Source organism: Pseudomonas sp. BRG-100 (assembly GCF_000737955.1).
In the GTDB taxonomy this organism is placed as follows: Bacteria; Pseudomonadota; Gammaproteobacteria; order Pseudomonadales; family Pseudomonadaceae; genus Aquipseudomonas; species Aquipseudomonas synxantha_A.
Window position 1 is genome coordinate 2,542,628 of sequence record NZ_JPRX01000001.1, and the last position, 22,884, is coordinate 2,565,511.

21 protein-coding genes are annotated in these 22,884 nt (G+C 61.7%); 13 read left to right on the top strand and 8 right to left on the bottom strand.

The genetic code is table 11. From position 1 onward, the window contains the following. Positions 1–36 precede the first annotated feature (36 nt). A complete protein-coding gene (locus tag JH25_RS15975) occupies positions 37–723 on the bottom strand; it encodes an ArsR/SmtB family transcription factor (RefSeq protein WP_032878068.1) in 687 nt (228 codons plus the stop codon). 134 nt (positions 724–857) lie between these two features. Next, positions 858–1,787, bottom strand: a complete 930-nt coding sequence (locus JH25_RS15970; RefSeq protein ID WP_032878069.1) for a LysR family transcriptional regulator — start codon at positions 1,785–1,787, stop codon at positions 858–860. Positions 1,788–1,920: 133 nt separating this feature from the next. Here JH25_RS15970 and JH25_RS15965 point away from each other — a divergent pair, with 133 nt between their 5' ends. Together JH25_RS15965 and JH25_RS15960 are read left to right on the top strand one after the other, a co-directional pair. After that, entirely contained in the window at positions 1,921–2,934 is a 1,014-nt protein-coding gene (locus JH25_RS15965) for a zinc-binding alcohol dehydrogenase family protein (RefSeq protein ID WP_005784471.1), read from the top strand. 146 nt (positions 2,935–3,080) lie between these two features. Further along, positions 3,081–3,263 (top strand): hypothetical protein, encoded by a 183-nt coding sequence (locus JH25_RS15960; RefSeq protein WP_032878071.1) that lies wholly within the window; start codon positions 3,081–3,083, stop codon positions 3,261–3,263. Positions 3,264–3,271: 8 nt separating this feature from the next. On the opposite strand, the gene JH25_RS15955 is transcribed toward JH25_RS15960, so the two are convergent. Both JH25_RS15955 and JH25_RS15950 read right to left on the bottom strand, forming a co-directional pair. Then, positions 3,272–4,465, bottom strand: a complete 1,194-nt coding sequence (locus tag JH25_RS15955) for a multidrug effflux MFS transporter (protein WP_032878072.1) — start codon at positions 4,463–4,465, stop codon at positions 3,272–3,274. 88 nt (positions 4,466–4,553) lie between these two features. Next, positions 4,554–4,751 (bottom strand): heavy-metal-associated domain-containing protein, encoded by a 198-nt coding sequence (locus tag JH25_RS15950; protein ID WP_032878073.1) that lies wholly within the window; start codon positions 4,749–4,751, stop codon positions 4,554–4,556. 147 nt (positions 4,752–4,898) lie between these two features. Between JH25_RS15950 and JH25_RS15945 the strand changes: the two genes are divergently transcribed. The 3 genes from JH25_RS15945 to cueR all read left to right on the top strand — a co-directional run bounded on the left by JH25_RS15945 (position 4,899) and on the right by cueR (position 7,945). Next, on the top strand, positions 4,899–5,279 hold the full coding sequence (locus JH25_RS15945) for a hypothetical protein (RefSeq protein ID WP_032878074.1): 381 nt from the start codon (positions 4,899–4,901) through the stop codon (positions 5,277–5,279). A gap of 66 nt (positions 5,280–5,345) precedes the next feature. Beyond that, positions 5,346–7,547, top strand: a complete 2,202-nt coding sequence (locus tag JH25_RS15940; protein WP_032878076.1) for a heavy metal translocating P-type ATPase — start codon at positions 5,346–5,348, stop codon at positions 7,545–7,547. Then, complete coding sequence (cueR, locus tag JH25_RS15935) at positions 7,544–7,945, top strand: Cu(I)-responsive transcriptional regulator (protein WP_003188242.1); 402 nt, start codon at positions 7,544–7,546, stop codon at positions 7,943–7,945. The genes JH25_RS15940 and cueR overlap by 4 nt, the downstream gene beginning before the upstream one ends. A gap of 128 nt (positions 7,946–8,073) precedes the next feature. Here cueR and JH25_RS15930 read toward each other — a convergent pair whose 3' ends face one another. Continuing rightward, complete coding sequence (locus JH25_RS15930; protein WP_005784460.1) at positions 8,074–8,973, bottom strand: PA4780 family RIO1-like protein kinase; 900 nt, start codon at positions 8,971–8,973, stop codon at positions 8,074–8,076. Between the two features lie 134 nt (positions 8,974–9,107). After that, the gene (locus JH25_RS15925; protein ID WP_032878077.1) at positions 9,108–10,385 is read right to left on the bottom strand and encodes an acetyl-CoA C-acetyltransferase; all 1,278 of its coding nucleotides are present in this window, start codon (positions 10,383–10,385) and stop codon (positions 9,108–9,110) included. A 105-nt stretch (positions 10,386–10,490) separates the two neighbouring features. On the opposite strand from JH25_RS15925, the gene JH25_RS15920 reads away from it, so the two are divergent. From JH25_RS15920 to JH25_RS15910, 4 genes are all read left to right on the top strand, one after another. Continuing rightward, a complete protein-coding gene (locus tag JH25_RS15920; RefSeq protein ID WP_032878079.1) occupies positions 10,491–11,843 on the top strand; it encodes a 3-oxoacyl-ACP reductase in 1,353 nt (450 codons plus the stop codon). Positions 11,844–11,845: 2 nt separating this feature from the next. Then, on the top strand, positions 11,846–12,694 hold the full coding sequence (locus JH25_RS15915; RefSeq protein WP_032878080.1) for a MaoC family dehydratase: 849 nt from the start codon (positions 11,846–11,848) through the stop codon (positions 12,692–12,694). A 300-nt stretch (positions 12,695–12,994) separates the two neighbouring features. After that, a complete protein-coding gene (locus JH25_RS0127120; protein WP_081883308.1) occupies positions 12,995–14,818 on the top strand; it encodes a collagen-like triple helix repeat-containing protein in 1,824 nt (607 codons plus the stop codon). Between the two features lie 186 nt (positions 14,819–15,004). Next, positions 15,005–16,687, top strand: coding sequence for a ShlB/FhaC/HecB family hemolysin secretion/activation protein (locus JH25_RS15910; protein ID WP_032878081.1), 1,683 nt, complete (start codon positions 15,005–15,007; stop codon positions 16,685–16,687). A gap of 576 nt (positions 16,688–17,263) precedes the next feature. On the opposite strand, the gene JH25_RS15905 is transcribed toward JH25_RS15910, so the two are convergent. Both JH25_RS15905 and JH25_RS15900 read right to left on the bottom strand, forming a co-directional pair. Further along, positions 17,264–17,665: a response regulator gene (locus tag JH25_RS15905; RefSeq protein ID WP_032878083.1), complete on the bottom strand. Its 402-nt coding sequence runs from the start codon at positions 17,663–17,665 to the stop codon at positions 17,264–17,266. 53 nt (positions 17,666–17,718) lie between these two features. Beyond that, on the bottom strand, positions 17,719–17,916 hold the full coding sequence (locus JH25_RS15900) for a Flp family type IVb pilin (protein ID WP_032878084.1): 198 nt from the start codon (positions 17,914–17,916) through the stop codon (positions 17,719–17,721). 335 nt (positions 17,917–18,251) lie between these two features. Between JH25_RS15900 and cpaB the strand changes: the two genes are divergently transcribed. Genes cpaB through JH25_RS15880 form a run of 4 tightly spaced genes read left to right on the top strand, consistent with a single transcriptional unit; the run spans position 18,252 to position 22,879 of the window. Beyond that, positions 18,252–19,196 carry a Flp pilus assembly protein CpaB gene (gene cpaB / locus JH25_RS15895; protein ID WP_032878085.1) on the top strand — a complete coding sequence of 315 codons (945 nt, stop codon included), beginning with the start codon at positions 18,252–18,254 and terminating at the stop codon, positions 19,194–19,196. A 19-nt stretch (positions 19,197–19,215) separates the two neighbouring features. Continuing rightward, the gene (locus JH25_RS15890) at positions 19,216–20,421 is read left to right on the top strand and encodes a type II and III secretion system protein family protein (RefSeq protein ID WP_032878086.1); all 1,206 of its coding nucleotides are present in this window, start codon (positions 19,216–19,218) and stop codon (positions 20,419–20,421) included. Next, positions 20,418–21,611, top strand: coding sequence for an AAA family ATPase (locus tag JH25_RS15885; protein ID WP_032878087.1), 1,194 nt, complete (start codon positions 20,418–20,420; stop codon positions 21,609–21,611). Before JH25_RS15890 ends, JH25_RS15885 begins: the two co-directional genes overlap by 4 nt. Then, entirely contained in the window at positions 21,608–22,879 is a 1,272-nt protein-coding gene (locus tag JH25_RS15880; RefSeq protein ID WP_032878088.1) for a CpaF family protein, read from the top strand. Before JH25_RS15885 ends, JH25_RS15880 begins: the two co-directional genes overlap by 4 nt. Positions 22,880–22,884: the final 5 nt, after the last annotated feature.

Here is a 22,884-nt window from a genome sequence, read left to right on the forward strand (position 1 = left end):
CTGGATGCGACCTGATTGCAGCTCTGAACGACGCGCTTAACGTGCCGCCAGCCGGCTGATCTCCCTGAGCCCTGCCTCGTTGACTGACAAGGCACGCGACTCGTTGATCACGCTGATCCAGTTGGCCTGCAGAAACAGCTGCATCAACCCCGCCCCCAATGCTCCGCCCAGATGCGGTTGCTGCTGGCTCCAGTCGAAACAGTCGCACACCAGCGGCGCTGCCAGGGCCTGGATAAAAATCCCCAGGTCCGCCAAATGCTGCGCGCCCTTGACCGTAACCTCGGTACGCTGCTCATGGCGCTCGAACCATCCGGCCTCAAGCATCCGTTGATACAACTGCGCCGCCAACTCGCCGCCGAGATGGCCGTGACACCAGCGGGCACGGCGCAACAACTGCGGTGCCATCAGTGCCGGCGGCAAGGCTTGCGGTGTGCTGCGCGCCGCGCTGGCCATGGTGGTGCTGGCCAGCGCATCAATGGCGGCACTCACATCCGCAGCCGCCACGCGAAACAAGCGCTTGCCACGTCGGGCCTCGGTCCGCAGCAAACCGCTGCCGGTCAGCCGCGCCAAATGGGCATTGGCCGACGCCGGCGACAACCCGGCCAGCGTTGCCAGCTCTTCTGAAGACTTCGCCGAACCGTCCATCAGGGCCCAGAGCATGGCCGTGCGTTTGGGCTCGGCAAGCAAGCTGGCGATCTGACTGATGCAAGGTGCTGCTTCCATGTATTCACTCCCTGTAAGACCATTTTTCTGCTGCGGTTGACGCCAAAGTATAGGTGCGCACGCAGCAGGTTCCGCGGCCTCCGACAGCTCGGATCAGGACAGGGTATGAGTGAAATTTCCGATCATTACGCAGGCTATTGCCCAGTCGCCGTTCGCCCCGGTCGTTGCGCCGTCAAGGTCGCACAGCGGGACACGAGCATCTCCCGCAGCAGATTGATGGGTTTGCTCAATTGCGCACGATGGGCACATAGCAAGTTGAGCGGTGTGCGCTCGCCCTGCAGCTGCGGCAGGATCAAACGCAAGCGCCCGGCCAGCACGTCGGTGCTGATATCCAACCAGGATTTGTAAGCGATGCCCATGCCCGCCACCGCCCAGCGCCGCACCACATCGGCGTCATCACTGAACCGGTCACCACTGACTGTCAGGCTCACGTGGCGCTTGCCGTCATAAAACCCCCAATGGTCATGCACCCGGCTGCCGAGCATGTACAGCAGGCAATTGTGCTGGGCCAGTTGCTCCAGATGCTGGGGTTCGCCATGCCGGGCGAGGTAGCTCGGCGCGGCGCACAGCACACGAATATTGTCCGGGGCGATGGGCAGAGCCACCAGGCTGGAATCTTCGGGTTCACCATAGCGCAGGGCTATGTCCACTGGCTGGCGGAACAGGTCGGCAATGCGATCGCCCAGCAACAGGCGCACGTTCAGTTGCGGGTGTTGCTGCTGGAACTCATCCAGCCACGGCAACAGCTGGTTGCGACCAAAATCCGACGGCGCCGACAATTGCAGCACGCCGCTCACATGATCCTGGCCACTGGCCAATAAGCGCCGGCCATCGTCCAGCGCACTTAATGACGCACGCGCATATTCCAGGAAGCCCTCGCCTTCGGCAGTCAGGCGCAGGCTGCGGGTGGAGCGCGCCAGCAAACGCGTGCCCAGCTGTTGTTCGATACGCTTGAGCGCGGCGCTGGCCACTGCCGGTGACAGGTCCATCACCCGTGCCGCCGCCGACAGGCTGCCCAGGTCCGCAGCACGTACAAACAACTGCAAATCATCAAAACGCAGCATGGAATTCCGCCAATTATCAAAATTTGGTTGAAACAGACTGCTGTTTTAGCCGCTTTTATCTGCGTAGGAAATAGCCAATCATCTGCCCATCCCGTTCTTAGCTATATCACTCAGACCTTTTACCGGAGCCCTCATGAAAGCCATTGCCTACTACACGTCATTGCCGATCAACGACCCAAAATCCCTGCAAGATATAGAGCTGCCGGAGCCCGTGGCCGGCCCGCGCGACCTGCTGGTGGAAGTCAAAGCCATCTCGGTCAACCCGGTGGACACCAAGGTGCGCCACAACGTCGCCCCGGAAAATGGCGACGCCAAGGTGTTGGGCTGGGACGTGGCCGGTGTGGTCAAGGCGGTCGGCAGCGATGTGACGCTGTTCAAAGCCGGTGACAAGGTGTTCTACGCCGGCTCCCTGGTGCGCCCAGGCGGCAACAGCGAACTGCATACGGTCGATGAACGCATCGTCGGTCATATGCCCAAAAGCCTGGGGTTTGCCGAAGCGGCCGCGCTGCCGTTGACCGCTATCACCGCGTGGGAGCTGCTGTTTGAACGTTTGCAAATACCCGAAGGCAAGGAAGATCACGGCCAGAGCCTGCTGATCGTCGGCGCTGCCGGCGGCGTGGGGTCGATCCTGACCCAACTGGCCAACCAACTCACGGCGCTGAAAGTCATCGGTACCGCCTCGCGCCCCGAGACTCAGGAATGGGCCAAAGCCTTGGGCGCCCACGTAGTGATCGACCACAGCCAGCCGCTGAGCGAAGCGCTAAAACAGGCAGGCCTTGGGCAAGTGACCCACGTCGCCAGCCTGACCCAAACCGAGCATCACCTGGATCAACTGGTGGAAGCGCTGCAACCCCAAGGCAAGCTGGCGTTGATCGACGACCCCAAGGCGCTGGATGTAAGCAAGCTCAAGCGCAAGAGCCTGTCGCTGCACTGGGAGTTCATGTACACCCGCTCGATGTTCGAGACCCCCGACATGATCGAGCAGCACAACCTGCTTAACCGCGTGGCCGATCTGATCGACGCCGGCACCCTGAAAACCACGGTGGGCGAGCATTTCGGTGTGATCAATGCAGCCAATGTGCGCCGTGCCCACGCACTGCTGGAAAGCGGCAAGGCCAAGGGCAAGATCGTGCTGGAAGGGTTCTGAAAAAACGACTGTCAGTGTCGTCCGTTATTCATGTAAGTAATGGACGACACCATTAGTCTGAGAGTTGACCCTTGTCATATTTTTAAGGGGATTCGGGTTTATATTGGCCGCCTTTGCCACGAGTCTTTTACGCGAGGAAGTCAGCAATGAAGATCCTGATAAAAGCGTCAGCAAAATCCCCAGGCAGCCAATGGCAGGTTCGTCTCGACGGCGAAGCCATCACCTTCCGCAGTGAAGCCGAGGCCCGCGCCTTCGTTGACACCCTGCAAGCGCGGATACAGGCCCCCCACCGTTTCCCCCTCGTCCAGCAGCGCTCTGCCGCTGGCTGACCCGTCTATCAGACCTGCGCCTGCGTGGCCCTTGCCCGTTGCAGGCGCTGGGTCGACATTGCAATCGTTACCGCCAGCACGCCGCACAAGCTGATGACCATGGCCATCGGCATCGCCGTACCATCATGCAACACGCCGACCAGCGACGCCGCACCCGCCGCCACGCCGAACTGGATACACCCGAGCAACGCCGAGGCACTGCCCGCCCGTGCGCCTTGCCCGCTCATGGCACAGGCCGAGGTGTTCGGCAAAATGCAGCCCAGGCTGGCGATGCAGATAAACAGCGGCACCAGCAACGGCCACAGCGCCTCAGTACGCAGCGCGGCAATCCCCAGCAGCGTCAACGCTGCCGCCACGTAGACCCACACCGTACGCGACAGCAAAAACGCCGGGCCACGCTTGGCCAGCAACCGCGCATTCAACTGCGCCACCAGGATAAAGCCGGCTGCGTTGGAACCGAACAGCCAGCCGTAATGCTCGGCAGGCACGCCGTAGAGTTTGATAAATACGAAGGGGGAGCCGGCGATGTAGGCAAACATCCCGGCAATCGAGATGCCGCCAGTCAAGGCATAGCCCAGGTACACGCGGTCCGACAACAGCGAGCCGTAGCGGCGCAACGAACCAGACAATGGCTGGCGCGGCTGATCGGCCGGGAAGGTTTCCGGCAACCCGACTGCCACGGCGATAGCCGCCATCACGCTGAACAACGACAGTGCCAGGAAAATCGACTGCCAGCCCCACACCCCGACCATCAGCCCACCCGCCAATGGCGCAAGGATCGGCGCCAGGCCGGTGACCAGCATCAGTTGCGAATACACCTTGGCCGAGCCCACCGCGTCGCACTTGTCACTGACCACCGCCCGGGAAATCACCATGCCCGCACAACCGCCAAGGGCCTGCACGAAACGCGCGCCGATCAGCCACTCCAGCGACGGCGCGTAGGCACAGGCGAAGGATGCGAGAGTAAACAAGGTGACGCCGCTGAGCAGCGGCACGCGCCGACCGAAACGGTCAGCCAGCGGGCCGTAGATCAATTGACCGATAGCCAGGCCGGCGAAATACACCGCCAAGGTTAACTGGATATGTTTTTCGTCAGTGGCAAAGGCCGTGGCCATGGCAGGAAAGCCCGGCAGGTAGAAGTCGATCGCCAACGGCGCGAAGGCGCTCAAGGCGCCCAGAATCAGGATTATGCGAAGGTTCATCAGACACCCAAGTGAGTCGGCAGCTCGACAGTCTAGCCGCGCTTGGGTGCCGTGAACATTACGTTAGGTCGCTAACGATCAGAAAAAATCACACCAGTTTGGCGGTGTAGCCCTCCTCGGTGATCAGTTGGATGACCTTATCCGAGGGCAGGCTGCTTGCCACGCGCACTTCTTTAGCGCCCAAATCTACTTCGACACTCGCTGCCGGGTCCTGGCTCTGTACCGCCTGGGTCACCGCTTTAACGCAATGGCCACAGGTCATTCCTTCAACGCTGAATATTTGCATGACATGACTCCTTTGATGAGGTTGAACCCAGTCTCAAGCTTGCCATGATGGCAAGGTCAAGTTTCAAAAAAATCGGCCGGGCTGGTATTCGCAGGCGACGTCGGCCAAGCTTCAACTTTCCTCGCTGTGAACCATGGAGCATTCGCCATGCGCTGGTCGTTTTTTGCCCTTGCCGGCCTGATGAGCTTGTCTGCCGCTGCGCCCCAGGCTCTCGCCGCTGAAGATTATGCGGTGCTGATCATTTCCCGCGAACGCCTGGAAGTACCCACCAATTGCGAAATTGGCCTGTATCTTCAGGACCAACTGGCCGGACGCCTGTTCCAGGAACAAGCCACCTCGTTCAATCTGCCCGCAGGTAACGTGTCGCTGCGCCTCAAGCTATTGCCAGGCCAGTCCCCGGGCTGCCAGCCAGGGATGCTGGCGCCAGCGGCGCAGAACATTACGTTGAAAGCCGGTGATGTCCGCAAATTGCGTATTGCCCAGGGCCAGGACGGCATGTACCTCAAACCTGCCGCATTGGAATACTGAAGACGCTTGACCTTCCCCACAGGTTAAGGTTGATCCTAGTGGCAACTTCTTCTGGAGGACTGCCCCATGAATGGATCCACCACATTTGACTTGCCCATCGGCGGCATGACCTGCGCCAGCTGTGCCGGCCGCGTCGAACGCGCGCTGGGCAAGGTGCCGGGGGTGCAACGCGTGAGCGTCAACCTGGCCAACGAACGCGCCCATATCGAAGTGCTCGGCCCGATGGATGCCAGCGTGTTGATCGCCGCAGTCGACAAGGCCGGCTACACCGCCACCCTGCCACAAAGCGAAACCGCCACCGAAGCCGACCAGGCCGGGCGCCTGCGCCGCGAACGCTGGGCGCTGGTGGCGGGGATTGTGCTGGCGCTGCCCCTGGTGCTGCCGATGCTGGTAGAACCCTTCGGCCTGCACTGGATGCTCCCGGCCTGGATACAGTTTGCCCTGGCTACACCGGTGCAATTTATTCTGGGTGCGCGCTTTTACGTCGCCGCGTGGAAAGCCGTACGCTCCGGCGCCGGCAATATGGACCTGCTGGTGGCGATCGGCACCAGCGCCGGCTACGGCCTGAGTATCTATGAATGGCTCACCGCCGCCCCAGGCGTGACGCCGCACCTGTACTTCGAAGCCTCAGCGGTGGTCATCGCTCTGGTGCTGCTGGGCAAATACCTGGAAAGCCGCGCCAAGCGCCAGACCGCCAGCGCCATCCGCGCTCTTGAAGCCTTGCGTCCGGAACGGGCGATCCGCGTGCTGGATGGCCGCGAAGAAGACGTCGCGATCAATGCCTTGAAGCACGGTGACCTGGTGCTGGTCAAACCCGGCGAACGCTTCCCGGTAGACGGCGAGGTGGTGGAAGGCCAAAGCCATGCCGATGAAGCGCTGATCAGCGGCGAAAGCCTGCCGGTGCCGAAACAGCCCGGCGACCCGGTCACCGGTGGCGCCATCAACGGTGAAGGCCGTTTGCTGGTGCGCACCCTGGCCCTGGGCGCGGAGAGCGTGCTGGCGCGCATCATCCGCCTGGTCGAAGACGCCCAGGCCGCCAAGGCACCGATCCAGAAACTGGTGGATAAAGTCAGCCAGGTGTTCGTACCGGCCGTGTTGGTATTGGCACTGATCACCGTAGTGGGCTGGTGGTTGTATGGCGCATCGCTGGAAACCGCGATCATCAATGCGGTCGCCGTGCTGGTGATCGCCTGCCCTTGTGCCCTGGGCCTGGCCACGCCGACCGCGATCATGGCCGGCACCGGCGTCGCAGCACGCCACGGTATTCTGATCAAGGATGCCGAAGCCCTGGAACGCGCCCATGCCGTGAGCGCCGTAGTGTTCGACAAGACCGGCACCCTGACCTCCGGCGCGCCAAAAATTGCGCACCTGGCGGCGGTAGACGGCGACGAAGCCCTCTTATTGCAACAGGCCGGCGCCTTGCAACGCGGCAGTGAACACCCGCTGGCCAAAGCCGTGCTGGATGCCTGCCAAGAGAAAGGTCTGGACGTGGCCGATGTGAGCGCCAGCCAATCCCTGACCGGACGCGGCATTGCCGGTACGCTGGACGGTCGCCCACTGGCGCTTGGCAATCGACGCCTGCTGGAGGAAACCGGTCTGGACGCAGGCGATTTGGCTCAGCGTGCCAAGGAATGGGAAGCCGAAGGCCGCACCTTGTCCTGGCTGATCGAGCAAGGTGCGCAACCGCGTGTGCTGGGCCTGTTTGCGTTTGGCGACACCCTCAAGCCCGGCGCACTTGAGGCGGTGCAACAACTCAAGGCGCAGCACATCAGCAGCCACCTGATTACCGGCGATAACCACGGCAGTGCACGGGTCGTTGCGCAGGCGTTGGGGATCGATGACGTGCACGCCGAAGTGCTGCCGGCTTACAAAGCTGCCGCCGTTGCCGAGCTGAAAAAAACCGGGGTGGTGGCCATGGTGGGCGACGGTATCAATGATGCCCCGGCGCTGGCCGCTGCCGATATCGGCATTGCCATGGGCGGCGGCACCGACGTGGCCATGCACGCCGCCGGTATCACCCTGATGCGCGGCGACCCGCGCCTGGTGCCGGCCGCGCTGGAGATCAGCCGCAAGACTTATGCAAAAATTCGACAGAATCTGTTCTGGGCCTTTGTGTATAACTTGATCGGCATTCCCCTGGCCGCCTTCGGCCTGCTCAACCCGGTACTGGCTGGGGCTGCCATGGCCTTGTCCAGCGTCAGCGTGGTGAGCAATGCACTGCTGTTGAAAACCTGGAAACCCAAGGACCTGGAGGATCAACGCCCATGAACATCGGCCAAGCCGCCCGCACCAGCGGGCTGAGTGCAAAGATGATTCGCTACTACGAATCCATCGGCCTGCTGAAAACGGCCCATCGCACCGATAGCGGCTACCGTGTGTATGGCCACGACGACCTGCACACCCTGACGTTTATCAAGCGCTCGCGGGACCTGGGGTTTTCGTTGGAAGAGGTCGGCAAGCTGCTGACCTTGTGGGAAGACCGGCAGCGGGCCAGCGCCGACGTAAAAGCCCTGGCGCGCCAGCACATAGACGAGCTCAACCACAAGATTCGCGAGTTGGGGCAACTGCGCGACACCCTGCAGGACCTGATGGAACACTGCCAGGGCGATCATCGGCCCGATTGCCCGATACTCAAGGAGTTGGCGGCGGGGAACTGCTGCGCCTGACCGGATAAACACAAAACCCAATGTGGGAGCTGGCTTGCCTGCGATAGCATCACCTCGGTGTCACTGATACACCAAGGGGTCTGCATCGCAGGCAAGCCAGCTCCCACATTGGAACGCGCCGTTTTGAGTTACTGCATCCAAGGCGGCGGCGGTGGCTCGTCCGGCACTTTGCTCGGTGGCGCATCGTCTGCCGCGCGAATCGCCTGGCGACGCTCTTCATCCAGCCGCGCCGCTTCGATTTCGCGGATCACACCGCCTACGTCCGCCAGCTCTTCCGGTTCGTCGAACTCACCGGTCAACACACTGGCCGGGTGCAAGGTGCCGGCTTCGTACAGCGCCCACATTTCCTTGGCGTACTTGGTCTTCTTCAGCTCCGGGGCAAAGCGTCCAAAGTAGGAAGCCATGTTGCCCACGTCCCGCTCCAGCATGTTGAAGGCGTGGTTGTTGCCCGCCGCATCCACTGCCTGGGGCAGGTCGATGATCACCGGGCCCGTCGGCGTAAGCAGTACGTTGAACTCGGACAGGTCACCATGCACCAGGCCGGTGCACAACATCAGCACGATCTGCGAGATCAGAAAGGCGTGGTACTCGCGCGCCTGGTCTGGCTCCAGCACCACGTCATTCAGGCGCGGCGCTGCATCACCGTACTCGTCGGCCACCAGCTCCATCAACAGCACGCCTTCAAGGAAGTCGTACGGCTTGGGCACGCGAACGCCCGCACCGGCGAGGCGGAACAGCGCCGCCACTTCGGCGTTCTGCCAGGCATCTTCGGTTTCTTTCTTGCCGAACTTGGAGCCCTTGGCCATGGCCCGGGCCTGGCGGCTGTTACGGACCTTTCGGCCTTCCTGGTATTCGGCCGCCTGACGAAAACTTCGTTTGTTCGCCTCCTTGTAAACCTTCGCGCAACGCAATTCGTTGCCGCAGCGCACCACATAAACAGCTGCTTCTTTACCACTCATGAGTGGGCGCAGCACTTCGTCGACCAGACCGTCTTCGATCAGGGGTTCAATGCGTTTAGGAGTCTTCATCAGCTTTTATTGTGGGTCCTGTATTACCAAACACGCGTGTGGCACTCGTTATACGGCAATCAGCTCGCCGGTGGGAGAGGCTACCGACCTCTGACCCCTTCAGAATGCATGCAATGGGCCAATTTTTTTGGCAATCAGCGTTCGATAATCGCTGTCACCCCTTGGCCGCCAGCAGCACAGATCGAAATCAACCCCCGCCCTTTGCCCGCCGCATCCAGCAACTTGGCGAGGTTGGCAACGATGCGCCCGCCGGTAGCGGCAAATGGATGGCCTGCCGCCAAAGAACTGCCCTTGACGTTGAGCCGGCTGAGATCGATAGCCCCCAACGGAGCATCCAGGCCCAGGCGCGTCTTGCAGTAATCGGCGTCTTCCCACGCCTTGAGCGTGCACAACACCTGGGCAGCAAAGGCTTCGTGGATCTCGTAGTAATCAAAATCCTGCAAGGTCAGGCCATTGCGGGCCAGCAAGCGCGGCACCGCATACACCGGCGCCATCAACAGGCCCTCGGCACCGTTGACGAAATCCACCGCCGCCGCTTCGCCATCACGCAGGTACGCAAGGATCGGCAGCCCCCGCTCCTTGGCCCACGCTTCACTGCCCAGCAGCACCAGGGAGGCACCATCGGTCAGCGGCGTAGAGTTGCCGGCGGTCAGCGTGCCCTTTTCGCTACGCTCGAAGGCCGGCTTGAGGGCGGCGAGTTTTTCCAGGGTCAGGTCCGGGCGCAGGTTGTTGTCACGGGTGAGGCCGAGAAACGGCGTGAGCAAATCGTTGTGCCAGCCTTCGGCGTAAGACGCGGCCATCTTTTGATGACTCTCCAGCGCCAGCTGGTCTTGGTCGGCACGCGGGATCTGCCAGGTCTGGGCCATCAGTTCGCAGTGTTGGCCCATGGACAGCCCAGTGCGCGGTTCGCCATTGCGCGGCAGTTCCGGCTTGAGGTGCTGGGGACGAAGTTGTAACAGAATTTTTAATTTGTCTGCCATGGATTTGCTGCGGTTGGCTTTGAGTAGCAGCTTGCGTAGCCCTTCATTCACGCCAATCGGTGCATCGGACGTGGTGTCCACCCCGCCGGCAATGCCGCATTCGATCTGGCCCAGCGCGATTTTGTTAGCCACCAGCAACGCCGCTTCCAGACCGGTGCCACAGGCTTGCTGGATGTCGTACGCGGGGGTCTGCGGCGACAACCGCGAGCCGAGCACGCATTCGCGCGTCAGGTTGAAATCGCGGGAATGCTTGAGCACCGCGCCGGCGGCCACCTCGCCCATGCGCAGGCCATGCAGGTTGTAGCGCTCGATCAGACCCTCCAGGGCGGCCGTGAGCATCGCCTGGTTACTCGCCGTGGCGTAAGGGCCATTGGAACGGGCGAAAGGAATGCGGTTACCGCCAATGATCGCCACTCGGCGCAATTGAGTCATGAAAAGCTCCCTCTGTCGGTTATGGGCTTGATCACTGAGCCTAGTCGAACGACTGCTACCCTGGGATGGTCAACCCTTTGAACCCCAGCCTTCGGAGAGCGTTCCATGTCTGACCGTTATATCGACTTCGCCAACTCAAGCCTCGGCCATCGCCTGGTCGCCGCCATTGGCCTGCCGTCACCGGTACGCCTGGAACGCTGGCAAGCCGGACGCCTGCGCCCGGTCGAAGGCGCACTGTTGCTGGGCGGCGGCGCATTGACGAGCAAGGTGCTGGCGTTTGCCAATCGGCTCACCGACGCCATCTACAGCTACGGCGCAGAAGCCTCGACGGCATCCGTGTGGATTCCCGGGCACGGCCCCAAGCTCAAGGCGGTGGTGTTCGACGCCAGTGACTTGAAGCACACCGACCAACTCAAGCAACTGCGTGAGTTCTTCCAGCCATTGCTGAAAAACCTAGACCATAGCGCGCACCTGGTGATCCTCGGCCGTGCGCCGGAAAGCCTCAGCGACCCGTTTGCCGCCAGCGCCCAGCGCGCCCTGGAAGGCTTCAGCCGCTCGCTGGCCAAGGAACTACGCAGCGGTGGCGTGTTGCAGTTGCTGTATGTGGGTGACGGGGCCGAGGACCAATTAGAGGGCGCGCTGCGGTTTTTCCTCTCGCCCAAAAGCGCTTACATTTCTGGCCAGGTCATTCGCCTGTCAGCCTGCGACACCCCGGTCGAAGACTGGACGCGCCCGCTGGCGGGGCGCAAGGCGCTGGTCACTGGCGCCGCCCGGGGCATCGGTGCGTCCATCGCCGAAACCCTGGCCCGCGACGGTGCCGAGGTGATTTTGCTCGATGTGCCCCAGGCCAAGGCCGACCTCGAAGCCCTGGCCGCACGCCTGAATGCGCGTACGGTGGTGCTGGATATCTGCGCCGAAGACGCCGCCAGCCAGTTGGTCGAACACTTGCCCGACGGGCTCGATATCCTGGTGCACAACGCCGGCATCACCCGTGACAAAACCCTGGCCAACATGACGCCCGAATACTGGGACGCAGTGCTGGCGGTGAATCTCAATGCTCCGCAAGTGCTGACCAAGGCCCTGCTCGACAGCGGCACTCTGCACGACAACGCACGGGTCGTGCTACTGGCCTCCATCAGTGGCATCGCCGGCAATCGTGGGCAAACCAACTATGCCGCGAGCAAGGCCGGTTTGATCGGCCTGGCCCAGGCATGGGCGCCCCTTTTGAAGCAACGCGGGATCAGCATCAACGCCGTGGCGCCGGGCTTTATCGAAACCCAGATGACCGCACACATCCCGTTTGCCCTGCGTGAGGCCGGGCGACGCATGAGTTCGCTTGGCCAGGGTGGCATGCCACAGGACGTGGCCGAAGCCGTGGCCTGGCTCGGCCAGCCGGGCTCCGGTGCCGTCAGCGGCCAGGCGCTGCGTGTGTGTGGGCAAAGTCTTCTGGGAGCATAAGCATGCAATGGCAAACCTTGGACAGCACACCGTCGCTACTCCCGCTGTACTGGCGTGCGGCACTCAAGCGCAAGATCACCGGCAGCACGTTGCCCGAACGCGGCTGGCGCTGTCGGGTCAGCGTCGATCCCAAGGCCGTCGCGGCGTACCGCAAGGTCTGCGGGTTCACCGACAGCCCGATGCTGCCAGCGACTTACCCGCACATCCTGGCGTTCGGTCTGCAACTGCAACTGCTGACCGACAAGGCGTTTCCGTTTCCGCTGTTGGGGCTGGTCCACCTGAGCAATCGCATCCGCATTCACCGGCCTCTGGGCGGCGTGGTAGAGCTGAGCATCGGTGTGTACGCGCACAACCTACAGCCCCACGCCAAGGGCGCGACCTTTGACATTGCGACCGTGGTCGAAGATGCCCTTGGACTGCTATGGGAAGCCGAAAGCCAGATGCTCTGTCGTGGCGTAAAGCTTGAAGGCGAATCGCTGAATAACAGCGTGCACGTCCCAGGGCCGCTCAACGAACTGACCCGCTGGAAAGCGCCCACCGATATCGGTCGCCGCTATGCCCGCGTGTCCGGCGATTACAACCCCATCCATCTCAGTGCGCCTACGGCCAAGCTGTTCGGTTTTCCCCAAGCCATCGCCCATGGGCTGTGGAACAAGGCCCGCACGCTCGCGGCGCTGGGAGAACACCTGCCGGCCGCCAATATTGAAATCAATGTCGAGTTCAGGAAACCCGTGCGCCTGCCCGGTGAAGTGATATTGATGAGCAGCGCAGCCGGTTCCAGTGGCGAGTTGGAACTTAAAGGGCCGGGCGGCATTGAGCATATGTTCGGAAAGTGGCAGCCGATCGCCTGAAAAAACCGATTAATTGTATATATACACCCAAAGTTATAGCGGACCTTACGAGGTCCGCTTATTTATTCAACCTTTTGATTTACATCACCTAAATTTCAGTAAGCATCCTTGCCATACACCCTTTGTATTAGTCGCTAAGTTGACCGATGCCTAGGGTATATAAATTGTTAATACCAAGTTGAGCGTTGTGCGAAAGAGTGCCATGGCCTGAGATAGAACCACGGACAAATCTATTGCTGCCCCAAGAAGTAGCGAAGGTTTGAAACAACCCAGGTTGTACCAGGTGCAAGGAACTCAATCATGAAAACTCAAGTCGTGTTGTGGAAAGCAAGTACCGCGTTGGCCCTGATTCTGGCAATGAGCCTCGGCGGCTGCAGCAGTGGTGGCGGCGGGCATAAATCCAGCGTGGCGGCGTCATCGCCGGATGCTGGTGCAGGTGCGGGCACAGGTGACGGCGGCACGGGTGGCGGCACTGGCGGGACTGGTGGTGGCACTGGCGGCGGTACTGGCGGCACTGACGGTGGGACTGGCGGAACCGGCGGCACTGACGGTGGCACTGGCGGCACTGACGGTGGGACTGGCGGAACCGGCGGCACTGACGGTGGCACTGGTGGAACCGGCGGCGGCACGGGCGGCACTGGCGGTGGCACTGGTGGGACCGGCGGTGGCACTGGCGGCACAGGCGGCGGCACTGGTGGGACCGGCGGTGGCACTGGCGGCACAGGCGGCGGCACTGGTGGGACCGGCGGTGGTACTGGCGGCACAGGTGGCGGCACCGGCGGGACGGGTGGTGGCACTGGCGGCGGAACAGGTTCGACAACCACCCCACTGATCACTGGCCAGATCGCCGGCACCCTCGGCACCACCGTAGGCAATGTAGGCACAGCGGTGGGTGATCTCGGCGGCACCCTGACCGCGGTTCCGATCGTAGGCACAACAGCAGGCGGGCTGGTCACCTCGGTCGGCACGGCTGTCAACACCATCGGCACCGGAGTCACAACAGGCTTGGGTTCCCTGGGGACCAGCAGCAACTCGCTGGGCATTACGGTCGCAGGTGTCGGCGGCGGCGTTGCTGACTTGGGCAGCGGCCTTTCGACCACCGGCCAATCACTGTCGACCACCCTCGGCGGTGTACCCGTCGTCGGCGGCCTGACAGGTGGCGTAGGCACTGCAGTCGGCGGCGTAGTGGATAAAGTCGGCACTACGGTAACCATGCTCGGCGATACCCTCAGTACCGCCAGCACCACCGGCCCATTGGGCTCGTTGACCAACACCCTCGGCGGCAAAGTAGTGGTGCCTGTGGTATCGCTGGTGGAAAACACCACCGGCAACCTCGGTACGGCAACCGGCCTGGGCACTCCAGTCAATGGCCTGCTGGATAAAGTCGGCTCGACGGTCACCAGCCTGGGGACTCAAGTCGCCAGTACTGGCGGTACCGGCAACCCTGTCACTACCGTGGTCGGCAGCGTGCTGACTGGCGTTGGCGGCACGCTCGACAAGTCTGGCGGCTATGTCGCCCCAACCGGTGGCACCGCAGCTCCCGGCATTCCAGAACTGGTCGGCGGCCTGGTCAGCAACGTCGGTACCGGCCTGAATGTCGGCAACACCAACGGCACGGTCAGTGCAGCGGGTGTAACCGGTGGCGCGCTGGGCAACACCATCGCTTCGGTAGGGACTGTGCTGGGTGGTACAGGTGTCGCCAACACAGGCGCCACGGCACCGGTCGCCGCCGTGGCAACCAATGTCGGCGCCGCGCTTAACCCGGTCACATCCGGCGTCACCGCGCTGACGCAAAACATTGGTACTACCACTGGCGTTGGCGCTCCGGTCAACGGGCTGGTGACGCAAGTGGGAGGGGCAGTCAGCAGCGTAGGCACCAACCTGACTGCCGCCAATGCAAACCCGATCACCAACGCAGTGGGCACCACCGTAACGGCTGTCGGCAACACTGTAGGTTCGGTGGGTGGCTTGGTCACCGGCGGCACTACCGGCACCAGCGGTGGCCTGCTCGGTGGCTTGAACATCGGCGCCACCACCACGACCACAGGCACTGCCACAACCACCGGCGGCACTACAGCCACTGGCGGTCTGGGCGGTTTGTTGAACGGCCTTACCGGTAAATAGAAATGCACCTGGCCGATTAGACGGCCTCCCCTACAGCGCCTACGCTTGGTTGAGACGAGAGACCCTAAATAAGTCTCTCGTCTTTTTTATGGGCGACGCCTTGTGTGATGAGCCGCCACCCTCCCGAACCGAGTCCCAGAACCCGGCGGGCCCGAAGCGCTGCTGCAGTTGACCATGGAGTGTCCTATGCGCGTATTAACGCCGTTGTTAATGCTAACCCTCAGCGCTTACGCCCAGGCCGAGCCCCTTCCCAGCTTTTTGAACAGCAATGACACCGTGCGCACCTTGCCGGTACCCAACCTGCCCGCCGATGCCTATCGACCGGCCACACCACAAACCCAAGTGCCTGAAACACCGCCGACTGCCGGCCAGCCCCTGTTGATGGACACCAAGGTCACCATTCGCAAGCTGCAGATCGAAGGCGGCACCATTTACCCGCTGACCGAGACGGCCCAAGTCTACGCACCGCTGATTGGCCGCGAGACCAACCTCGCGCAATTGATCGAAGCAACCCGTGGCATCACCCGCCGCTATCAGGAGGACGGCTACCTGCTGTCCTACGCGTTCCTGCCACAGCAGAATTTCGAAAACGGCCTGGTCCGCGTTGTTTTGGTGGAGGGTTACATCAAGGACTACCAGCAAACCGGCGACATCGGCTCGGTGTCGGCCTACGTCGACAAACTGGCGAAAAAACTGTTGGCCGAACGCCCGCTGACGCGCAAGACCTTCGAGCGCTACACCACGCTGATGAGCCGCATTCCCGGCCTGACCGTACAAGCCCAGGTGCCACCGCCCGGCACCACCGATGGCGCCACGCACATGCAGATCCAGGCCAGCCGCAAACCTTTCACCACCAGCATGAGCCTGGTGCAGAAAAGCCGTGGCGGTACGCAAGCCTTGCTCAGCGCCACCAGCAATTCGCAAACGTTCATGGGCGAACAACTGACCGTCAGCGGCCTGTTCCCACCCGGCGAGGACAAAGAGCATTACTACCGTGTGGACTACAACCAGTTCATCAATGCCGAGGGCACCCAACTGGCACTCGCTGCCGAACGTTACCGCGCCGACCCCAACAGCAGCGTGCAACTGGACGGCGGCTTCGAGCTCAAGCCGCACCAGTCGATCGATCGCTATTCCATCGGCCTGAGCCACCCGTTTATCGCCTCTCCCACCGAGTCATTGAGCCTGGGCACACGCCTGTACGTGGTGGACCAGACCACCCGTTACAAGCTGGTGGGCTACCCGCTGAGTTTCGACATCGAATCCAACCTGCGCGCCCTCGCCTTCGAGGGTGATTGGCGCAAGGCCGACGCACGCCGGTTACGCATCATCAGCGGCGGCCTGTACCAAGGCATCGACGGTTTGGGCGCCAAGGCGCGCAGTGACCTGAACGTGGCAAAACCCGACCTCGATTTCTTCCGCCTGCGCCTCTCCGGCGTGCAAAGCGACAAGTTCTTCGACAACTGGCAAGGCGTGCTCTCAGGTGCGTTGTACTGGAGCAACAACACGCTGCCTGACAGCGAACGTGCCACCTTCGGCGGGCAAAATTTCGGGCGTGGCTATCCTGATGATCAAGGCTCGGGCGACAAGGGCTGGGGGGTGGCGTACGAGGTCAACTACAGCTTCAACCGTGCTGGCAACTGGGTGAAGGTTTTGCAACCCTACGTGGTGCTCGACCGCGCCAAGACCTGGTTCAACGACCTGCCGGTCAAGGCCAGCGACATGTCTTCGGCGGCAGTGGGGTTACGCTTTGGCGATAACAAGTACTACAACATCGCCCTGGAGGCGGCCAAGCCGATGTCGGATATCGCCCTGGACAGTTTTAATCGCAGGCCACGGTATACGCTGAGTTTCAGTTATCAGCTCTGAAAAGGTCAGGCCTTAACCATTTGTTGGATCAGACTCGGTGAAAAATGTGGGAGGGGCGGTGCGACGATTCGACTTGCTCCCGATGGCGGCCTCAGGGCCGACCAGGATGTTGGATTAGACCGAGTACATATCCGTTATTTAGGTAACGGCCACTATTGGTTCCGCTTTTACAGCGGGTCACTTTTGGAAAAGAGCCCCAAAAGTAACCAAAAGGGCTCTTGCCCCACCACTCGGCACCTCGCTTAGGCTCGGTGTGCCCGTAATCCGCCATGGATTTGGGGGGCCGCCGCCACGCGCCATCCATGGCGCGGGGCGGCTAAACCGGCATCCCTGCCGGTTTACCCCCCAAATCCCTGTCGAATTCCGGCCAGCGTGGTTTGACGGGGCGCCTGAGATCAAAAGCAGATCAAGATCAAGAGCGGCTCGCTTCGCATCGTGGTTACGGTTGGCTGCGGCTACACAAGCTGTGTCCATACCCATGCTTATCGGGGGCAAGCCCCCCTCCCACATTTTGACCGAGGTGTATTAGTTCAATACCTGTCAGTTGTCAGGCAGCACTCGCATTTGATCCATCGATCAATGAGGCTTCGAGGGGGGAAACAAGTTATCCAGCGTATCAATCAACCGCACCAGATAGATCGGCTTGCGAAATAGATCCAGCACCTGCAAGCGCAGCATATCGCTGACATCATCCATCTCGGCATGACCGGACATCACGATCACAGGCAAATGCGAGCGAGAGGTATGTTCGCGCAGGCGCTTGATCAAGGAGATACCACTTTCCTCGGGCATACGCAGGTCGGTGATAACCAGGGCGATATCGGGATTAAGTGTCAGTTCTTGCAGGGCAAAAGTAACGGACGTGGCGGTAAAGCAGACGAATCCCTCGTTTTCGAGGGATTCGGCCAACTCGATCAGCGCATCCTCCTCGTCGTCCACCAATAGGATTTTTTGGCGGGATGACGAGGGGTTGCTCATGGGCAGTACCTGATAAAAAGAATCACCGGAACGAAAACGTACACCAGTTACGGTTAAGGCGCAGCTGGCAGCGCATCAGACACTTGCTTAAAGATGCCTTTTATCTTATCGCCAAGCCCAGTACCAATGCCGACGATAACCAACGCCACTATCGCCACAATAATCACATATTCAATAGCCGACGCCCCCTCTCTGCGACGCAGAAATAACTGGGCATGAATGTACAACTTCAAGAACAGGTCAAGGATCATAGGAAGATCTCCTTCATGCGCCACAAAGCGCCGTTACAGCTGGCCCGCACAATGATTGCCGTGTGCCACTAGAGCATTGTCAAGAAATTTAACACTCACAACTGTAAGAACGCATTAATCACAAAGTATTAGTCGCCGCAAACACGCCGCACATCCTGCATTTACAGGACCACCCTTGAACCTCAGATAATTTTTTCGTTCGGTAATGGCATTTTGTCCTAGCTGAGCTACCTTCAAATAGCCAAATCGTTAGTTGTTCATCACAGCCAAGTTGCGAATTTAACTCGTTTGAAGTAACGGGAAAAAAGCCGTGCAACAGGATAGGGAGAGCCGTCATGAACAGTCGCATCAGCATGGTCCTGGCTGGCTTGCTGCTTGTTGGGGCTTTGATTGCAGGGTATTGGGGCCTGGTGCTTAGCCGTTCTCCAGTGCCAGTGGCGGCCCCATCACCAGAACCTGTCATTTCCGTTGAAAAAACCGTCGCCGTCGTCGAGGACCAAACCCGCCAGCCGGTGGTGGTGCTGGTACACGCGGTGCCGCCTTTCGTCGCTCTCACTGCCGCCGATGTGGCGGTGGAAAAACTGCGCACCGTCCCGGCCGGGAGCCTCACTAGCCTCGACCAGGCCATCGGCCGCGCGCCTTTGCGTGCCCTGGGTGCCGGCACCTGGCTGAACGAAGAAAGCTTCACCGCCGGCGGCCCCCTGGCCCGCATGATCCGGGCGAATGAACGTGCCCTGGCCGTGGCTGTCGATGAAGTCATCGGGGCCGGTGGCCAGTTGAGCCCCGGCGATTACGTCGATGTGTTGCTGTTCCTGCGCCAGGACAATGCCAATGCCGAGCAGTCGGCACAGGTGGTTATTCCGGCGATTCGCTTGCTCAGCGTCGGCGATCAACTGGGCCTGGCCAACGACGGCCAACCCGCAGTGCCGCCACCGGCCACCGCCGAAGAACGCGCCCAGGCGGCCCAACGCCGTACCGCCGCGCGCAGCGTCGTGCTGGCAGTGCCAGAACCGCTGCTGAGCCGGCTGATGCTCGCCTCCCAGGCCGGCACGTTGCGCCTGGCCGTGCGCAGTGCCGATGAGCAACTGCTCAGCCGCTATTGGGCTGGCGAAAGCGATACCCCGGACAAAGTGCAAAGCGCCAACCGCGACCTCTACCAATTCACCCAATTGGCCCTCAGCGGACCGCCGAAGAAAATCGCCCCCACGGTTGCCGACACCGGCCAGCGTCGCGGCGTCGAAGTGATTCGCGGCGCAGCCTCAGCACCCCAAACCCCCTGATTGAACAAGGATGCCTTGAATGAGCCAACGCTACGCTCAATTGGCCTTGGCCTTGATGCTGCCGTGCTTGCCCGTGGGCGTGGCGATGGCAGCACCGGGTAACTGCAACACCCTGGGCCAACTGCCCGCTGTGGTCGAGGTGGGCGAAGGTTTGCAAACCGAACTGCACTCGCCGGTGGCGATCACGCGCCTGGCCATTGGCGACCCGAAAATCGCCGACGTGCGGGTCAATGGCGACCGCAACTTCCTGCTGACCGGCGTCGGCACCGGCGCCACCAGCCTGATGGTGTGGACGAGCTGCTCCACCGGCCCGCGCCAGAGCATGGTGTTCGTCAAGGGCAAGGCCACTTCGGCGCTGACCAGCCAATCGCTGTCGCCCTCCGAAGACCCGACACTGCCCAGCCAAGTGCAGACCGACATCCGCTTCGTCGAAGTCAGCCGTACCAAGCTCAAGGAAGCCAGCACCAAGATCCTCGGCATGGGCAAGAACTTCTTCCTCGGCAGCCCCGACCTGCTGTCTCCAGCCGAGAGCGTGTTCAAATTGCCGGTGAGTGCTGACAGCTTCAACATCGGTTTCGGTGGTGGGCGGGTCAAGGCATTGATCAACGCGCTGGAGAGCAGCGGCTTTGCCTACACCCTGGCGCGCCCGAGCCTGGTGGCCATGAGCGGCCAGAGCGCGACCTTCCTGGCCGGTGGTGAAGTGCCGATCCCGGTGCCCAGTGCCGGCAGCGATACCATCACCATCGAATACAAGGAGTTCGGCATTCGCCTGACCCTCACGCCCACGGTTATCGACCACAACCGCATCGCCCTGAAAGTCGCCCCGGAAGTCAGCGAACTGGATTACAACAATGCGATCCGCATCGAGGGCATTCAGGTGCCGGCCCTGACCGTGCGACGTACCGACACCAGCGTGTCGTTGGCCGACGGCGAAAGCTTCGTGATCAGCGGCCTGATCAGCAGCACCAACCGCTCCACCATCGCCAAGCTTCCGGGCCTGGGCGATATCCCGATCCTTGGCGCGTTTTTCCGTGACTCCAATATCCAGAGCGAAGAGAAAGAGCTGCTGATGATTGTCACCCCGCACCTGGTTCGACCCTTGGCGGCCAATGCGCAATTGCCGTCCTTGCCCGGCGAAAAACTGCGCAACTATGACCCGAACTGGTTCCGCCTGTTCTTCCTGGAAAACGGCAACTTCGACCGTCGCAGTGGACTTTCCCAATGAGCGATAGCCTGAGCCAGACCTTCCTGGCAATCACCCGCAACAGCACCGACCTGGAATGGCTCCAGGGTGCGCTGGCACCGCTGGGTCAAGTGATCAGCGTGGGCGGCGGCAGCCTCGACGAACTGCTGGCGCTGGTGGACGTGACCTTCGCCAACCTGGTGTTCGTGGGCCTGGACCGCGAGCACCTGGTGGCCCAAAGCGCCTTGATCGAAGGCGCACTAGAAGCCAAACCGATGCTGGCGGTGGTCGCGCTCGGCGATGGCATGGATAACCAATTGGTACTCAACGCCATGCGCGCCGGCGCCAGAGACTTTGTCGCCTATGGCTCGCGCTCCAGTGAAGTCGCCGGGCTGGTGCGGCGCCTGAGCAAACGCCTGCCGCCCACCGCGCCCAATGCCCACCTTGGCGGCCTGACCGTGCTCTACGGCGCCCAGGGCAATACCGATGGCGCCCTGCTCGCCAGCCACCTGGCGATGGTGGTGCAAAAGAGCGGCCAACAAACCCTGCTGCTCGACCTCGGCCTGCCCAAGGGCGACAGCCTCGCGCTGCTGGGCCTGGAGAGTACCTTCAATTTCGGCGACGCCTTGCGCCACCTGCGCCGCCTCGACACCACACTGATCAACAGCGCGTTCACCAGCACCGACACGGGCTTGCGCATCCTCGCCTACGCCGGCAACGAAGAGCCCCTGGAAGTGACCAGCGCCGCCGAGCTGTACATGCTGCTCAGCGCCCTGCGCCAGCACTTCCAGCACATCGTGGTGAACCTCACCGGCCAGGCTGACAGCGAAGCGTTGCGCACCTTTGTCAGCCACTGCGACAAGCTGCTGTGGTGCACCGACCAGGGCGTACTCGACTGTCGCCGCAACCTCGCGGTGCTGAACCTGTGGCGCGAAAAAGGCATGAAACTCGACCATGCCAAGCTGCTTGTCGACCGCTATATCAAAGGCTGCGCGCCCGACACCGAAGCCCTGGAAAAAAGCTTCGGCCTTGAGTGCATCGCCGTATTGCCGCTGAGCCCCGAAGTGCGCCTGAACGCCAAGAACCAGGGGCAAAGCCTGTTCACTTTGGCGCCACGCGAAGCCTTGACCCAAGCCCTGCGTCAGCTGGGTGAGCGCCTGGCGAAACGCTCCGAGGGCATTGCAAAACCCTCGACGCGCTGGTTCGAGCGCCTGTTGGGGCCAGGTCGATGAACGGCGAAAAACTCTTCGGCGCCCCAACTCGCGGCGCCGCCGCGCACAACGATCACGACGGCCTGAAACTGGTGCTGCATCGCTACATCATCGACGCCATCGAGGAGTCCGGACAGAATTTGCTGGAAGGCTCGCGCCAATCCCTGGCGCAATTTGTCATCGACAAAGTCGCCGAATACATCACGCGCATGCACCTGGCGATCTCGCGCTATGAGATGGAGCGCCTGGCCGAAGAAATCGTCGATGAGCTGACCGGCTTCGGCCCACTGGAAGTGCTGCTGCGCGATGTGTCGGTGACCGAGATCCTGGTCAACGGCCCGCACCGGGTGTTTATCGAGCGCGACGGTGTGCTGTACCAGAGCGACCTGCGCTTTATCGATGCGCACCATGTGGAGCGCGTCATGCAGCGCATCCTCGCGCCACTGGGGCGGCGCCTGGATGAATCCTCGCCAATGGTCGATGCGCGCCTGCCTGACGGTAGCCGGGTCAACGCGATCATCCCGCCGATTGCCCTGGATGGGCCCTGCCTGTCGATCCGAAAGTTTCGCAAGGACATGCTCAAGAGCAGCGACCTGGTGGCGATGCAAACCATCGACCACAGCATCTTCGAGTTCTTCCAGGAGGCGGTGGGCAAGCGCTGCAATATCCTTATCAGTGGCGGCACCGGTACCGGCAAGACCACGCTGCTCAATATCCTCAGCCAATTGATCAACCCCCATGAGCGCCTGGTCACTATCGAGGATGTGGCCGAACTGCAACTGGGCCACCCCCATGTGGTGCGCCTGGAAACCCGCCCGCCCAATGCCGAAGGGCATGGCGAGGTCAAAGCCAGCGACCTGATCCGCAACGCCCTGCGGATGCGACCCGACCGCATCATTCTTGGCGAAATTCGCGGCGTGGAAGTACTCGACGTGATGACCGCCATGAACACCGGCCACGATGGTTCCATGAGCACCGTGCACGCCAACAATGCCCAGGACGCGCTGCTGCGCCTGGAAACCCTGGTGGGTCTGACCGGGCGCGTGGTGGCGGAAAAAACCCTGCGGCAAATGATCTGTGCGGCACTCGATGTGGTGATCCAGCTGACACGCCTGCCCGATGGGCGCCGGTGCGTCAGCGAGGTGGTGGAAGTGGTGGGCGTGCGCGATGACGTGTATGTCACCAATACCCTGTTTCGCCTGGACCGCCGTACCGGTTTTGGCTTCCTGCGCGAGGCGCTCAACCCGGCCGGCGACAAGCTGCGGCGTGAATCGGCATTGCCGTTGTAGAGGGC